Origin of the sequence: Leucobacter chinensis (assembly GCF_019049105.1) — a bacterium.
In the GTDB taxonomy this organism is placed as follows: Bacteria; Actinomycetota; Actinomycetes; order Actinomycetales; family Microbacteriaceae; genus Leucobacter_A; species Leucobacter_A chinensis.
Genome location: NZ_JAHQZR010000002.1, coordinates 296,523 through 311,907 on the forward strand (window position 1 = coordinate 296,523; position 15,385 = coordinate 311,907).

A 15,385-nucleotide genomic window follows, 5' to 3' on the forward strand; every position below is an offset into this window, starting at 1 on the left:
CCCGGGTGAAAGCGGCGCGATCCGCCGCCGTTTTGGGGGCTGTTTCTGGGCTGTTGCGGGGTTCTTGCGGCGCTGTTGCGGGGCTTTCGCCCTCGCCGCACCCCGCCCCGGCATCCACTTGACGAAAAGCAGGGTGTTTGCGCGTGAACACCCTGCTTTCCGTCAAGTAAACGGGAAAAACGCGAGCAGCGACCGGCGAACAGCGACCGGCGAAACGACAGCGACCGGCGGGCAACGACCGGCGAGCAGCCAGCAGCCAGCAGCGGGCGACCACCGGCCAGCTAGTGCGCCGCCGAGTTCCAGTTCTCGCCGCGACCCACCTGCACCTCGAGCGGCACGGCCAGCTCGGCAGCGCCGCCCATCTCGGCGAGCACGATCGCTTCGAGCGCGTCCCACTCACCGGGGGCCACCTCAAACATCAGTTCGTCATGAATCTGCAGCAGCATGCGCGAGGCGAGCTTCGCCTCGGCGATGCGGTGCTCAATGCGGATCATCGCGAGCTTGATAATGTCGGCCGCGCTTCCCTGAATCGGCGCGTTAAGGGCCGCACGCTCCGCGTTCTCGCGAAGCACCCGGTTCGGGCTTGCGAGATCGCCGAAGGGACGGCGCCTGCCGAAGATCGTCTCGGTGTACTGGTCGACGCGGGCCTGCTCGACGACAGAGCGGAGGTAGTCGCGCACCCCTCCGAAGCGGTCGAAGTAGTCGAGCATGAGCTGTTTGGCCTCGCCGGCAGAGATGCCGAGCTGCTTTGAGAGGCCGAATGCTGAGAGGCCGTAGACGAGGCCGTATGACATAGCCTTCACCTTCGAGCGCATCTCTGAGGTCACGTCGGCGGGTTCGACGCCGAAGATGCGCGAGCCGACGAAACGGTGCAGGTCTTCGCCCGCGTTGAATGCCTCGATCAGCCCATCGTCGCCCGAGAGGTGCGCCATGATGCGCATCTCAATCTGCGAGTAGTCGGCGGTCATGAGGCACTCGGTCTCGGCCGAGTGGGTGAAGGCCTCGCGAATACGGCGGCCCTCTTCTGAGCGCACCGGGATGTTCTGCAGGTTTGGCTCTGACGAGGCGAGGCGACCGGTGCTCGCGCCGATCTGCTGCAGCGTCGTGTGAATGCGGCCATCGTCGCCGACGGCTTTCATGAGGCCCTCGACGATTTGCCGCAGCTTGTTCACGTCACGGTGCTCAAGCAGCGCGTCAAGGAAGGCGTGCGGGCTCTTCACCTGCAGATCGGCGAGCGACGCGGCGTCGGTAGAGTAGCCGCTCTTCGTCTTGCGGGTTTTGGGCATGTCGAGCTGGTCGAAGAGCACCTCTTGCAGCTGCTTAGGTGACGAGAGGTTCACCTCGCGACCAATCGCGTCAAAGGCGCGCTGCTGAGCCGACTGAACACGGTCGGTGAGCTCGGCATGGTGCGCCTCGAGCAGCGGGGTGTCGATCTCGACGCCACGCATTTCAAGCTTCGCGAGCACTGTCACGAGCGGCAGCTCAATATCGCGGTAGACCTCACCGGTGCGATCTTCAAAGAAGGTCTCGACCTGCGTGTGCAGGCGGCGTGTGTACCACGCGAGCATCGCGGGGGTCGCGATCGACCCTTCCTCTGGAACGAGCTGCTGCGGATCACCCTCGGGAACCTCTTCACCGAGATAGCGCAGCACGGCGTCGGCGAAGCTCTTCTCCGCCTGCGTCGGGCGCACGAGCCATGCGGCGAGATGAGCGTCGCCGGCGAGGCCGCCGAGCTCGACACCGTGGCCCGCGAGCAGCTTCACGAGTGGCTTCGCTTGGTAGACCACCTTGGGGGCATCAGAGGCGAGCCATGCCTCGAACAGAGCGTAGTCGCGCCCCTGAGGCTCCCACACGAACTCAACCGCCTCGTCGGTGGTCGCAATGCCGACCGTCAGTTGCGGCCCCTCGGCGACAACGGTGAGTGCGGGGTTCTCGACGCGGCGCAGCCACGCATCAAGCTCTTCGTCAATGAGCAGCTTCGGCTCGGGAAATTCTGGGGTTGCGACCTCGGCTGCGGCTCCGGCGTCGCTACCCGCGGCGGGAACCTCCTGCCCCGAGAGCTTCGCAACGCGCTGCAGCAGGGTGCGGAACTCGAGTCGCTGGAACATGGGCTGCACTGCCGTCATATCGATTTCAGACCGCATGAGGTCTTTCGGCGCCACGTCGAGCTCGACGTCGCGCACGAGGCGGTTCAGGCGGCGGTTACGCTCGGCGAGGTGCGCGTTCTCGCGCAGGCTCTCGCCAACCTTGCCACCGATCTCGTCTTGCCTGCGCAGAATCTCGTCGAGCGAACCAAACTGGTTGATCCACTTCACCGCGGTCTTCTCGCCCACCTTTGGTACGCCGGGCAGGTTATCGCTCGTCTCGCCGACCAGCGCGGCGATCTCGGGGTACTGCTCGGGGCGCACCCCGTACCGCTCCATGACCTTGTCGGCATCGTAACGGGTCAGCTCAGACACGCCCTGCTTTGAGGGGTACAGCAGCAGCACGTTATCGTCGACGAGCTGAATCGTGTCACGATCACCGCTCACTACGAGCACCTTAAAGCCCTCGGCCGAACCTTGGGTAGCAAGGGTCGCGAGAATGTCGTCGGCCTCGTACTGCTCTTTTTCGATCGTGGTGATGCCCATCGAGTGCAGTGCCTCTTGGAGCAGCGGGATCTGCCCCTTGAACTCTTCGGGCGTCGCGCCGCGAGTTCCCTTATATTCGGGGTACTCCTCGGTGCGGAACGAGTGCCGCGAGATATCAAAGGCGACCGCGAGGGCATCGGGGTTCTCGTTTTGCAGAAGGCTCAACAACATCGAGATGAAGCCGTGAATGGCATTCGTGTGTTGACCGTCGGCGGTACGAAAACTGTCGACGGGAAGCGCGTAAAAAGCACGGAAGGCAAGCGAGTGCCCGTCAATGATCATGAGTGTAGGCTGAGCTGTATTCGACACCCTCTAAGACTACAAGTCTTCGCCGAAACATTCAGGAGCAAAGATGACACAGCACACGCCAGCAGAAAACCTCGACGGTCTCGAATTCGTTCGCACACGTGGGCTCGGAGCTCTCGCCGACCGCATGGGCATCACCATGAAAGAGTTTTCGCGTGAGCGCGCCGTGGCAACGATGCCGGTCGACGGTAATACTCAGCCGATCGGGCTGCTGCACGGCGGCGCCTACTGCGTGCTCGGAGAGACCCTCGGGTCGATGCATTCGAACCTCATCGCTCCCAAGGGCAAGGTTGGCGTGGGCATCGACATCAATGCGACGCACACCGGTTCGGCAACCAGCGGATCGGTGACAGCCGTCTGTACCCCGATTCACGTGGGCCGCTCACTGAGCGTTCATGAGATCGTCATTAGCGATGAGGCCGGGCGGCGCTGCTCAACCGTTCGCATCACGAACATGTACAAAGACCTGCCCTCGAACTAGGTTCGGGACAGGTCTTCTCGATCGATGGTGCGATGCTTGCGGGCACAGATTGACTGCCCGCAAGCAAGCGAAGCGTTACGCCTTCGTCTGCGCCCCCAGCTGATCGATGATGGTCTTTGCAACGTCTTGCATCGTCAGACGGCGGTCCATTGACGCCTTCTGGATCCAGCGGAACGCCTCAGGCTCGCTGAGCCCCATCTTGTCGTTGAGAATGCCCTTGGCACGGTCAACGAGCTTACGGGTCTCGAAGCGCTCTGCAAGGTCAGCGACCTCGTTCTCGAGCGCCGTAATCTGCTGGAAGCGCGAGATCGCGATCTCGATGGCCGGCAGCAGGTCAGCAGGAGTGAAGGGCTTCACCACGTAGGCAAGAGCGCCCGCGTCAGTTGCACGCTCGACAAGCTCTTTCTGGCTGAAGGCGGTCAGGAGAACAACGGGAGCGAGGTGCTCTTTGTTGATCTCTTCTGCCGCAGAGATACCGTCAAGCTTCGGCATCTTGATGTCCATGACAACAAGGTCGGGCTCAAGCTCGCGCACCAGCTCAACAGCACGTTCACCGTCGCCGGCTTCGCCGACAACGTCGAAATCGTTGTCGCGAAGGGTCTCAACAATGTCCATGCGGATGAGAGACTCGTCTTCGGCCACGACAACGCGGCGTTTGGTACTAGGGGTAATTTCTTCGTCAGTCACACCACTAGCGTACGCCACAAACGTGAAAACTCCATGCTGATTCCTCACAGCTCCGTGAAGTTTTTTTGCGAGAATGCTCTATTCTGGCCGACCACTGTTGAAAAAATGAACGCCGTTCTTTCGTTTGCGGGTTTCTCGCGCCTCGCTAGAGCGATGTTGCCACGGCAATCGCGATCGATCCGCAGCCGCTTCTCGGAACGTAAACGAGGGGCCCTCCCGCAATGAAGCGAGAGGGCCCCTCGTGTTTGGTACCGGATGTGGGACTCGAACCCACACGTCTTTCGACAACGCATTTTGAGTGCGCCGCGTCTACCGATTCCGCCAATCCGGCATTCGGCCTTTCGGCCACGAAGTAACACTACCCTACGGCAGCCCCTCCGTAAAAATTTGTTTCGCGATTACTTCGTTTCTGACGCGACCTTTGCGCCGGGCTCGAGGCGACCGCTCGCTTCACCCAGTCGGTGAATGCGCAGCGTGTTCGTCGTGCCGACGACACCCGCGGGCGTGCCCGCGATCACGATGACCGTCTCACCGAGGTGCTCAAGGCCCCGTTCAAGCAGCACGTCATCGACCTGGGCGAACATCTCGTCGGTCGAAGCGACGCGTGCCGTCTCGTAGCTTCTCGCGCCCCACGTCATCTCGAGCTGTCGGCGCACCGAGCTACTCGGGGCAAAGCTATAGATGGGAATCGGGGTGCGCAAGCGTGAAACTCGGCGAACCGTGTCACCCGACTCGGTGAAGATGCAGATGCTCTTCGCGCCGAGCGTTGCCGCGACTTCTGCCGCAGCAAGCGTGAGCGCGCCACCCTGGGTCTTCGGCCGCGTGCGCATCGGCTCAATGCGCTCCAGCGCCTGCTCCTCGGTCGACTTGATGATGCGGGCCATGGTTGAGACCGCTTCGATGGGCCAGGCACCAACGCTCGTCTCGCCCGACAGCATGACCGCGTCGGCGCCGTCAAGCACGGCATTCGCGCAGTCTGAGGCCTCGGCGCGCGTTGGCCGCGGGTTCTCAATCATTGATTCGAGCACCTGGGTCGCGACGATAACTGGCTTCGCGTGCTCGCGAGCCAGCGAAATTGCCTGCATTTGCACAACCGGAACCTGTTCCAGCGGCAACTCAACACCGAGGTCACCACGGGCAACCATAATGCCGTCGAAAGCATCGACAATCTCTTCGAGGTTCTCAACGGCCTGTGGCTTCTCGATCTTGGCGATCACGGGCAGGCGAACGCCAACCTCGTCCATGATTTCGTGCACGCGCTCAACATCTTTCGCGTCACGCACGAACGAGAGTGCGATGTAATCAACCCCGAGCTCAAGAGCCCAACGCAGGTCGTCTTCATCTTTCTCAGAGAGCGCAGGAACATTCACGGCAACGCCAGGCAGGTTGATGCCCTTGTTGTTCGAGACATCACCGGGCACCTCGACAACCGTGTGCACGGTGTCTTCGGTCACTCGGGTCGCGCGCAACGTCACCTTACCGTCGTCAATGAGCAGCGGATCGCCGACACTCACATCGCCCGGAAGCGCCTTGTGCGTCGTGCCGCAGATCGTTGCGTCGCCAACAATGTCGCGGGTCGTAATCGCAAACTCGTCGCCCTCTTCGAGCGAGTACGGCCCGCCCTCAAACTTGCCGAGGCGAATTTTTGGCCCCTGCAGGTCGGCGAGAATCGCGATCGGCCGACCAACCTCTTCTTCAGCACGCCGAATGTTGCGAAAGACGCCCTCGTGAATGTAGTGCTCGCCGTGCGAGAGGTTCATCCTCGCGACGTTCACACCGGCCTGAATGAGGGTGAGGGTGTTGCCGTAGCTTGAAACCGCTGGGCCCCACGTGGCGACGATCTTTGCGTGACGCATGATGCTCCTAATGACCTAGTTGGCCGGCTGAGGGTTGAGCTTTGGTGAGGTGTGCTCGAGCACGTGGTAGTACTCTTCTGGGTCGTTCGTTGCGACGAGCGCGAGTTCATCGTTGCGCATGCGGCCGGGCAGGTACACCGATGCTTCGAGGCCAGGGTGCCTGCGGCGCTGGACGAAGTACAGCACGACGCCGAGCAGAATGATCGCAAAGGCCATGAGCACGTTGGTGCGGAAGCCGAAGAACTGGTAGCTCGGGTCGACGCGCACCGATTCGATCCACGCGCGGCCGATGCCGTACCAGATGAAGTAGAGTGCGATGAACTGACCCCAGCGAGGCGCAAGGCGCTTCTCAATCGCGAGCAGAACAACAATGCCCAGAATGTTCCAGATGATCTCGTAGAGGAACGTCGGGTGAAAGAGCGTACCCTCGGGCATGCCAACCGGAAAGGCCGGGTTCGTCGTCTCGATCTCGAGGCCCCAGGGCAGCGTCGTAGGGCCACCGAAAAGCTCGTGGTTGAACCAGTTACCGAGGCGGCCGACAGCCTGCGCAAGGAGCAGACCAGGCACGAGCGCGTCTGCGAACGAGAAGAATCGAACACCCGTGAGACGTGACGCGATGAGAATACCGAGTGCACCGCCGAGCAGCGCACCGAAGATCGCGATACCGCCGTGATCGATACGAATAATCTCGATGGGATTCTTGCCAGGACCAAAGTAGTCGCCCGCGTGTGTAAGCACGTGGTAGAGGCGCGCACCAACGATGCCGAGCGCGACTGCCCAAAGAGTGAAATCGAGCGCAACGCCCGGTTCTCCCCCACGCTTCGTGAGGCGTGAGCCCGTCCAGATGCGAGCAACGACCATGCCCGCGATGAGGCACAGTGCGTAGTATGCAATCGGAACAGGCCCGATGTTGAACGAGTTCGTGTCAGGGCTCGGAATGCTCATGAAAAGCATCAATGCAGCCTACTTTCTTGTCGGTAACGTCTCACACCATCTTAGACGGCGTAATACCAGCGTGCGGCTGAGCGTTGAGGCTCTGCCAAGGTTCGTCTAGCGCAGTTTTCCAGTCGCGAGTTCTTCAGCAACCTGTTGCACCCGCGTCACCCCGCCCTCGGCGAGAGCCTTCACGAGCGCAGAACCCACGATGGCGCCGTCGGCATATTCGAGCACCTCGCGCACCTGAGCCCCGGACGAAATGCCGAGACCGACGCAGCTGTTCTCGCAGCCGACGTCACGGAGTCTGCCGACAAGCTCACGAGCGGCGTTGTCAACGTCGGTTCGAGCACCCGTGACTCCCATGGTCGAGACCGTGTAGACAAAGCCACGGCTCAACTCGCTAATGCGCTCGAGCCGCTGCTCAGTCGAGGTCGGGGCCGCGAGAAAAATGCGATCCAGCTCGAACTCATCAGAGACACTGATCCACTCAGCCGCCTCGTCAGGAATGAGGTCTGGGGTAATGAGCCCCGCGCCACCAGCGTTCTTGAGGCGCTCGGCGAAGTATTCAACGCCCTGGCTCATGACGAGGTTCCAGTACGTCATGATGACGACCGGAACGTCAACACGCTTCGTGAGCTCTTCGATCGCGGTGAAGGCGTCAGAGACCTTGACCCCGTTTTTCAGCGCCTCGACGGTGGCTGCCTGAATCACCGAACCGTCCATGCCCGGGTCGGAGTACGGGAGGCCGAATTCGATAATATCGACACCGCCGCGCACGAGGGCTTCTGCGGCATCAATGCTCGTCGCGACATCAGGAAACCCGACCGGCAGGTACCCGATGAGGGCGCCACGCGAGTCGTCGCGGCGCGTGCGAATCATGTTCGTGACCTGGCTCATCACGCCTCCTGGTCTGCTTGATCGAAGAGGCCGAAGTACTGGCCCGCGGTTTCCATGTCTTTGTCGCCTCGGCCCGAAAGGCTCACGAGCACCGTCTCGTCTGGGCTCATCGTCGCGGCGAGTTTGAGTGCGCCTGCGAGCGCGTGCGAAGACTCGATTGCGGGAATAATTCCTTCAGTACGAGAGAGATCGAGCAGCGCCTGCATCGCCTCGGCATCGGTCACGGGCTGGTATCGAGCGCGCTCAATCGAGTGCAACCACGCGTGCTCGGGGCCGATGCCCGGGTAGTCGAGCCCTGCCGAGATCGAGTGGGAATCAAGGGTTTGGCCGTCTTCGTCTTGCAGCAGCAGGCTCTTCGCGCCATGCAGCACGCCGGGCCTACCGAGCGTCAGTGTTGCCGCGTGCCTCGAGGTCTCGACGCCCTCGCCGCCGGCTTCAAAACCGTACAGCGCAACCGCTTCGTCGTCGAGAAAGGCGTGGAAGATGCCCATCGCGTTTGACCCGCCGCCCACACAGGCAGCAATCGCGTCGGGAAGCTTGCCGGTGCGCTCGAGCATCTGCTCACGCGCTTCGACACCAATAACGCGCTGCAGGTCACGCACCATCTCAGGGAAAGGGTGAGGGCCTGCGACCGTACCAAACACGTAGTTCGTGGTCTCGACGTTGGTTACCCAGTCACGAAAAGCCTCGTTGATCGCGTCCTTGAGCGTGCGGGTGCCCGCCTGAACCGCGATGACCTCGGCTCCGAGCAGACGCATGCGAGCAACGTTGAGCGCCTGGCGCTCGGTATCGACCGCCCCCATGTAGATGGTGCATTTGAGGCCGAACAGCGCTGCCGCCGTCGCGGTCGCGACACCGTGCTGCCCAGCACCGGTCTCGGCAATGATGCGATCTTTACCAATACGTTTTGTCAGCAGGGCCTGGCCCAGCACGTTGTTAATCTTGTGCGAGCCGGTGTGGTTCAGATCTTCGCGTTTCAAGAAGATGCGCGCACCCCCAGCGAGCGCTGCAAACTTCTGCACCTCGGTAATCGGCGAAGGCCGTCCCGTGTAGTCCTTGAGCAGTGCGTCGAGTTCTTCGTGGAATGCGGGGTCAGCCTTCGCGGCTTCCCAAGCAACCGTAAGATCGTCGAGCGCTTGAATGAGCGATTCGGGAACAAACCGACCGCCAAAATCTCCGAAGTATGGGCCCTGAGCTTGGCCGAGCCCCTCTTGCTTCGTCATCGAAACCTCTATCTGTGTTATCTGATGGTTAGGCAACCTGGGTGAAAGCGCGAACAGCTTCGCGCGGTGCGCCCTCGATCACGAGTGCTTCGCCGACGAGCACAACGTCAGCGCCAGCACGGCGGTAATGCTCGACGTCGTCGACTCCACGAACAGCCGATTCAGCAACCTTGATGGTGCCCTTCGGAATCACGTCACTCACGCGACCAAACAGCTCGCGGTCGAGTTCAAAAGTCGATAGGTCGCGCGCGTTCACGCCAATGAGCTTGGAACCAAGCTGAATCGCGCGCTCAACCTCTTCGTCGGAGTGAGCCTCAACGAGTGGCGTCATCCCGAGCTCAATGATGAGCTTGTAGAGCGATTCGAGCGTCGATTGCGGAAGCGCTGCGACGATGAGCAAAACGAGGTCTGCCCCAGCAGCCCTCGCCTCGTACACCTGGTACGCGTTACCAATGAAGTCTTTGCGCAGCACGGGAATATTCACGTTCTGGCGAACACTGCGCAGATCGTCGAGCGAGCCTTTGAACTTGCGACCCTCGGTGAGCACACTCACGGTGCTCGCACCTCCAGCCTCATACTGCATCGCAAGTTCGTGGGGTTCGGGAATCGCAGCGAGGTCACCGCGTGAGGGGCTCGCGCGCTTCACCTCGGCAATCACCTTCATGTGATCGGCGGGAGCAAGAAACTCAAGCGCGTTCAACGCTGCAGGGGCCTCTAACGCAAGCGCTTCGAGGTGGCTCAGTGGTAGCTGAGCCTCCCTCGAAGCAGCATCGTCAAGCGCCCCGCGAAGCAGGTCGTCTAGCACGGTTTAGTCGTGAGACTTAGGAACGAACTTTGGTCCCTTTACGCCGTAGCCTGCTTTAGCCATGATCACGCCTACCAGGAGACCAAGCACAAGCACGCCGGCGCTGATCCACACCAGCCAAGCCTGGTGGAAGAAGAAAGCAACCGTGCCCACAGCAAATGCAAGCAGCATAATCAGCACTGCAGTCCATGCAGCCGGTGAATCTCCGTGGCCATACTCATCAAGGCGGTCAGTCATGAATCTCCTTTTATCAAGTCTTCACATCACAGTTTAGCCGGTCACTCGCAAATGAGCGAACTCTCACCCGGCGTGGTTCAGGAGCGGCCCGGCGCTTCCGCACCGTCGTCGCCCCCGCTGAAGTCTTCTGGCCCAAGTTCATCGCTCGGGTCGTCACCCTCAGAGAGCGCATCCCAGTCAGCAATGCGGTCGGCTGACCCGTCAGGGCGCCGCGTCTTCTTCTTGCCCTGCGACCCCTTCGCCTCATAGCGCTTGCCACCCTGCGCCCAGTTCCAGCCGAACACCGCGACCGCGAGGCCCACGAGCAGCACGAGCAGGCCGAGCACAACCGTGACCGTCGGCCACACCGTGACTTGCATGAGGTCAACAACGTCAATGGGTGATGATGAGAGAATGCCGGTTGCCTCAGCGATCGAGGCTTTTGCAAAGTCGATCTCAGCGTCTTGCCCGCCGAGCACTCCCGAGAACGCAGACCAGGCGATCCACCCTCCAAACACCGCGGTGAGCGCACCGAGGGCGACTCGCAGCGCGCGACCCGCGATGCCGAGCACGGCGCCAATAGCCAAGAGCGCAATCGCCACCGGCATGAGGGCCTTGTTCCCAGCGGTTCCCGTCACCGTCACGTCACCGTGCGCGGCAGCGCTTGGAATGAGCTGGAGCTCAAGCCAGGGCCTCGTAATCACGAAGAGCATCGCTACCGCAAGCAGGAGCAGCAGCGAAACAAGGTTGCGTTTGGTCATGCCTAGGTTACTTCTCCTCAACAAGCGTGTTTGCGATCGCTACGGCCCGCAACGGCGCAGCCGCCTTGTTACGGCATTCCTCGTCTTCTGAGGCGGGAACCGAATCTGCAACGATGCCGCCGCCCGCTTGAACCGTTGCAATACCTGAGCGGATCGTCGCCGTTCGAATCGCGATCGCGAGGTCAGCATCGCCCCCGAGACCGAAATACCCGACAACCCCGCCGTACACTCCCCTGCTTGCCGTTTCGAGCTCATCGATAATCGCGAGCGCCTTCGGCTTCGGGTCGCCCGACAGCGTACCCGCCGGGAACGTTGCCCTGAGCGCCGAAACCGGAGACTCCTCCGGTCGAAGCTCGCCCTCAACCGTCGAGACAATGTGCATGACGTGGCTGTAACGCTCGATGCGCATGAGGTCGCTCACATGCACGCTCTCGGGCACACAGAACGTCGAAAGGTCACGCTTTGAAAGACCCACCAGCATCTCATGCTCGGTGCGCTCTTTGTTGTCGGCGAGCAGTTCTTTCTCGAGCTGCAGGTCGTGACTCGCGTCGGTTCCGCGTGGCTTCGATCCGCCAATCGGGTGCGTAATCACTCGCCCACCGTTGACCGTGATCAGGGCCTCGGGGCTCGAACCGACGACCGAGAACGGCTCGCCATCGTGCCCCTCGTACGAGAGCAGGTAGAGGTACGGGCTCGGGTTGAGGTGTCGCAGCACGCGATACACATCGAGTGGATCAGCTGTACATTCGGTGTCGAACCGCTGCGAGACAACGACCTGACCGGCCTCACCCTCGCGAATACGGTCGATCGTGAGTTGCGCGAGCCTGAGGTACTCGGTCTGTGGCGTGACGCGCTTCGCATCGGTCACCGCATCACGGTTAAGCGTCGAAACCGGCGCCGCAGCACTCGCCGCAAGTGAACGTTGCAGCTCGTCAAGGCGGGCCTGAGCATCGTCCCAGGCGTTATCGAGAGGAGCAGCCTCTTCGTCGGTCACAACGTTGGCGATGAGAATGACCGACCCCTCGCGGTGATCAATCACGATGAGTTCAGAGACGAAGCTCAAACCTTGCACAGGAACCTCTGCGGGGCCAAAACCTGGGTCTGGCAGTGTGGTCTCGATTTGGCGGATCGTGTCCCACCCGATGTACCCCACGAACCCGCTTGCGAGCGGCGGAAGCCCGTCGACCTGATCGGCCTTCCAGCGCTCGTAGGCGGCTTGCACCGCTTCGAGCGGCTCAAGCGAGGCAACACCCCCTGGCAATAGTCGTTCTTCAGACATCACCGAATCAGGGCTCGCGGCCCAGTAGGCGTGCCCGTCCCGCTCGCTCAGGACACCGAAGGAGCCGGCGCCGACGAACGAGAAGCGAGTCCATACCCCGCCCTGTTCAGCCGATTCGAGCAGAAAAGTCCCGGGCCGCGATGCCGCAACCTTTCGGTAAATGCTCGCCGGCGTGTCAGAGTCTGCGAATACCTCACGGCACACAGAAACGATCGGGTTCGTTGCGGCCGCCTGGTCAAAGGCGGCGCGGGTTGTCGTGAGGGTCATCGGATCGCTTACTCGTCGGTGATTTCGGTGACGACAGCAGGAACATAGCCGTCAATAAAGCAGGTTCGAGTGCCGGTATGACACGCGGCGCCCTGTTGAATAACTCTGATGAGCATCGTATCTTGATCGCAATCAAACGATACTGAACGCACGTACTGCCGATGCCCAGAGGTATCGCCCTTGCGCCAGTACTCAGAGCGTGAGCGCGACCAGAAGGTCACGCGCCCCTCGGTGAGAGTGCGCCTGAGTGCTTCGCGGTTCATCCACGCGAGCATGAGCACGTCGAGCGACTCATCGTCTTGAATGATCGCGGGCACGAGGCCGTCATCGGTGAAGGTGATGCGGTCAAGATACGGGGTGATCTCTTCTTCTGACACCTCGTCGCGAAACAGTGTCATTCGGTTACCTCACACCCAGCTGCCGCGAGAGTCTCTTTGACGTCTTGAACCGTAAGCGTACCGTCGTGAAACACCGAGGCCGCGAGCACGTGTGCCGCGCCTGCCTGCACCGCGGGTGCAAAGTCTTCAAGCTTGCCCGCTCCGCCCGAGGCAATCACGGGTACCTGCACGGCAGCCGCAATCTGGGCTGTGATGTCGAGGTCGTAACCGTCAAGGGTTCCGTCGGCTGTGAGCGAGGTCAGCAGAATCGAGCCTGCGCCGCGCGAGGCAACCTCTTCGGCCCACGCAACTGCGTCAACGTTCGCTGAGGTCTTACCGCCGTGGGTGAGCACGGTGTAACCCGAGTCCTGCGCCTTATCGACTTTGACGTCGATCGCGAGCACGAGTGCTTCGGGCCCGATGGCTTCTGAGAGCTCGGTCACGAGTTCAGGACGCTGGATCGCAGCGCTGTTGACGCCAACCTTCGTGGCGCCTGCCTCAAGCAGTTTCTTCGCATCGTCAACCGAGCGAACGCCGCCGCCGACCGAGAACGGAATCGGAATCTCGGCTGCGACGCGACGCACCATGTCGACCGTGGTGCCGCGTTCTTCAACCGTGGCCGAGATATCAAGAAAGACGAGTTCGTCTGCGCCCTGGGCGACATAGCGCCTCGCGAATTCAACGGGGTCGCCCTTATCTTGAAGGTCGACAAAGTTCACACCCTTGACAACCCTCCCCCCGTTAACGTCCAGACATGGAATTACGTGCACGGCTGCCATTTCAGCTCCCTTCGGAATGAGTGTGTAGTGTCAAATCCTCGCAGCATGAATCGCGGTTACGAGAATGGCTTTCGCCCCGATGGCCTGCAACTCGTCCATAATGTCGGCGGCTTCGTTGGCCGGCACCATGACGCGAACGGCGACCCACTCTTCGTCAAAGAGCGGCTGGACCGTGGGTGATTCGAATCCTGAGGCGATCGAGGTTGCTTCTTCAAGCTTTTCGGCGGGCAGGTCGTAATCCATGATCACGTAGTTGCGTGCTACGAGCACACCCTGCAGCCTGCGTAGGAGGCGATCGACGGCGCCGTTGTGTTCATTCGGCCCACCGATCAACAGCGCGGTTGATTCGAGAATCACCGGCCCGAAAATCGAGAGACCCGCTGCCCGGAGGGTTGCCCCGGTCGAGACCACATCGGCGACCGCGTCGGCAACTCCCAAACGCACCGCAGATTCGACGGCTCCGTCAAGTTTGACGGTGACCGCATGAATACCGCGCTCAAGCAAGAAGTCGTCAACGAGCTTCGGGTAGCTCGTTGCCACGCGTTTGCCCTCGAGCTGCGCGAGCTCGGTGATGCTGTCGGCGGGAGCAGCGAAGCGGAAGGTCGAGTCTGCGAACTGCAGTTCGGCAATTTCGTAGGCCCCGGCTCCCGAGTCCCTTAAGAGGTCTCGGCCGGTGATGCCAACGTCGAGAGCACCTGATGCCACATAGGTCGCAATGTCCCTCGGGCGAAGGTAGAAGAATTCAACGCCGTTTCGTTCGTCGGCTGAAACGAGTGTTCGTGAGTCGCGACGGCCGTTGTAGCCGGCTTCTGCAAGCATTTGTGCCGCAATTTCAGAGAGTGAACCCTTATTTGGAATCGCTACGCGAAGCATGGGGGCCTTTCAGAGTGAGGTAACAGAGGGTTTGAGTGCGTTCGATCACAGATGTCGATGGACATCGTCGAGCGTCAGACCCTTCGCGACCATCATCACCTGAAGGTGGTACAGCAGCTGGCTGATCTCTTCAGCGAGCGCTTCGTCGCTCTCGTACTCCGCAGCCATCCATACCTCGGCTGCCTCTTCGACAATTTTTTTGCCGATTGCGTGTACTCCGGCATCGAGCTGCTTCACCGTTCCGCTGCCCTCTGGGCGCGTACGTGCTTTCTCAGTCAGCTCGACAAAGAGTGTGTCAAAGGTTTTCACGTTCACCATCGTACCGCGATTCTTAGGCCTTGGTGTGCACATGTGCGTTTGCTGCTGCTCGCAGCTCAGCGATGCGCTGCTCTGGAACCCCACCGTACACGGCCGAACCAGCAACGAAGGTGTCTGCGCCTGCCTCGGCGGCCATGCCAATGGTATCGACCGTAATACCTCCGTCAACCTGAAGCCAGATATCGAGCCCGTGCGCTTTTTTCGCTTCGGCGACCCGCTGCAGTTTGGGCATCATGTCGGGCATGAACGCCTGACCTCCAAAGCCTGGCTCGACGGTCATAACGAGCAGCTGATCGAACTCCGGCAGCAGATCGAGGTATGGTGCAACGTCGGTGCCGGGCTTGAGCGCGATGCCGGCACGGGCGCCAATGTCGCGAATCTTTCGAGCAAGAGCGACTGGATCGTTCGTTGCTTCTGCGTGAAAGGTCACCGAATAGGCGCCGAGTTCTGCATACCCTGGTGCCCAGCGGTCAGCGTCGGCGATCATGAGGTGCATGTCGAGGGGCACGGGCGAAACCGCCTGGATGCGCTCGACAATGGGTGGCCCCATGGTGAGATTTGGCACGAAATGGTTGTCCATCACGTCGACGTGCACGAGGTCTGCGCTAGCGATCGCCTCGAGTTCTGCCTGGAGATTGACGAAGTCGGCAGAGAGAATACTGGGGTTAATGCGGGGGCTCTTCACAACTATGTA

Annotated in this window: 16 protein-coding genes and 1 tRNA gene; 1 reads left to right on the plus strand and 16 read right to left on the minus strand. The window is 61.2% G+C overall.

The genetic code is table 11. The features are described from left to right. Positions 1 to 281: 281 nt before the first annotated feature. Positions 282 to 2,912 (minus strand): DNA polymerase I, encoded by a 2,631-nt coding sequence (polA, locus tag KTJ78_RS03360; protein ID WP_217132736.1) that lies wholly within the window; start codon positions 2,910 to 2,912, stop codon positions 282 to 284. Positions 2,913 to 2,982: 70 nt separating this feature from the next. On the opposite strand from polA, the gene KTJ78_RS03365 reads away from it, so the two are divergent. Then, positions 2,983 to 3,417, plus strand: a complete 435-nt coding sequence (locus KTJ78_RS03365; RefSeq protein ID WP_217132565.1) for a hotdog fold thioesterase — start codon at positions 2,983 to 2,985, stop codon at positions 3,415 to 3,417. A 75-nt stretch (positions 3,418 to 3,492) separates the two neighbouring features. On the opposite strand, the gene KTJ78_RS03370 is transcribed toward KTJ78_RS03365, so the two are convergent. The 15 genes from KTJ78_RS03370 to rpe all read right to left on the minus strand — a co-directional run bounded on the left by KTJ78_RS03370 (position 3,493) and on the right by rpe (position 15,376). Beyond that, positions 3,493 to 4,104 (minus strand): ANTAR domain-containing response regulator, encoded by a 612-nt coding sequence (locus KTJ78_RS03370; protein WP_217132567.1) that lies wholly within the window; start codon positions 4,102 to 4,104, stop codon positions 3,493 to 3,495. A gap of 246 nt (positions 4,105 to 4,350) precedes the next feature. Continuing rightward, positions 4,351 to 4,435 (minus strand) — tRNA-Leu (locus tag KTJ78_RS03375). 67 nt (positions 4,436 to 4,502) lie between these two features. Continuing rightward, the gene (pyk, locus tag KTJ78_RS03380; RefSeq protein WP_217132569.1) at positions 4,503 to 5,960 is read right to left on the minus strand and encodes a pyruvate kinase; all 1,458 of its coding nucleotides are present in this window, start codon (positions 5,958 to 5,960) and stop codon (positions 4,503 to 4,505) included. A 15-nt stretch (positions 5,961 to 5,975) separates the two neighbouring features. Beyond that, the gene (gene lgt, locus KTJ78_RS03385; protein WP_254259312.1) at positions 5,976 to 6,905 is read right to left on the minus strand and encodes a prolipoprotein diacylglyceryl transferase; all 930 of its coding nucleotides are present in this window, start codon (positions 6,903 to 6,905) and stop codon (positions 5,976 to 5,978) included. A 105-nt stretch (positions 6,906 to 7,010) separates the two neighbouring features. Next, complete coding sequence (trpA, locus tag KTJ78_RS03390) at positions 7,011 to 7,793, minus strand: tryptophan synthase subunit alpha (protein ID WP_217132574.1); 783 nt, start codon at positions 7,791 to 7,793, stop codon at positions 7,011 to 7,013. Next, on the minus strand, positions 7,793 to 9,016 hold the full coding sequence (trpB, locus tag KTJ78_RS03395) for a tryptophan synthase subunit beta (protein WP_217132576.1): 1,224 nt from the start codon (positions 9,014 to 9,016) through the stop codon (positions 7,793 to 7,795). The genes trpA and trpB overlap by 1 nt, the downstream gene beginning before the upstream one ends. A gap of 28 nt (positions 9,017 to 9,044) precedes the next feature. Then, positions 9,045 to 9,821 carry an indole-3-glycerol phosphate synthase TrpC gene (trpC, locus tag KTJ78_RS03400; RefSeq protein ID WP_217132577.1) on the minus strand — a complete coding sequence of 259 codons (777 nt, stop codon included), beginning with the start codon at positions 9,819 to 9,821 and terminating at the stop codon, positions 9,045 to 9,047. A gap of 3 nt (positions 9,822 to 9,824) precedes the next feature. Then, complete coding sequence (locus tag KTJ78_RS03405) at positions 9,825 to 10,058, minus strand: DUF6704 family protein (protein ID WP_217132579.1); 234 nt, start codon at positions 10,056 to 10,058, stop codon at positions 9,825 to 9,827. A gap of 77 nt (positions 10,059 to 10,135) precedes the next feature. After that, positions 10,136 to 10,798, minus strand: coding sequence for a Trp biosynthesis-associated membrane protein (locus tag KTJ78_RS03410; RefSeq protein ID WP_217132581.1), 663 nt, complete (start codon positions 10,796 to 10,798; stop codon positions 10,136 to 10,138). A gap of 7 nt (positions 10,799 to 10,805) precedes the next feature. Next, positions 10,806 to 12,344 (minus strand): chorismate-binding protein, encoded by a 1,539-nt coding sequence (locus KTJ78_RS03415; protein WP_217132583.1) that lies wholly within the window; start codon positions 12,342 to 12,344, stop codon positions 10,806 to 10,808. A gap of 8 nt (positions 12,345 to 12,352) precedes the next feature. Then, complete coding sequence (gene hisI / locus KTJ78_RS03420; protein ID WP_217132585.1) at positions 12,353 to 12,742, minus strand: phosphoribosyl-AMP cyclohydrolase; 390 nt, start codon at positions 12,740 to 12,742, stop codon at positions 12,353 to 12,355. Beyond that, complete coding sequence (hisF, locus tag KTJ78_RS03425) at positions 12,739 to 13,500, minus strand: imidazole glycerol phosphate synthase subunit HisF (protein ID WP_217132586.1); 762 nt, start codon at positions 13,498 to 13,500, stop codon at positions 12,739 to 12,741. Before hisF ends, hisI begins: the two co-directional genes overlap by 4 nt. 30 nt (positions 13,501 to 13,530) lie before the next feature. Beyond that, positions 13,531 to 14,373, minus strand: a complete 843-nt coding sequence (gene hisG / locus KTJ78_RS03430) for an ATP phosphoribosyltransferase (RefSeq protein ID WP_217132587.1) — start codon at positions 14,371 to 14,373, stop codon at positions 13,531 to 13,533. Positions 14,374 to 14,418: 45 nt separating this feature from the next. Beyond that, positions 14,419 to 14,682 (minus strand): phosphoribosyl-ATP diphosphatase, encoded by a 264-nt coding sequence (locus KTJ78_RS03435; RefSeq protein WP_217132588.1) that lies wholly within the window; start codon positions 14,680 to 14,682, stop codon positions 14,419 to 14,421. A gap of 22 nt (positions 14,683 to 14,704) precedes the next feature. After that, a complete protein-coding gene (gene rpe, locus KTJ78_RS03440; RefSeq protein WP_217132589.1) occupies positions 14,705 to 15,376 on the minus strand; it encodes a ribulose-phosphate 3-epimerase in 672 nt (223 codons plus the stop codon). Positions 15,377 to 15,385: the final 9 nt, after the last annotated feature.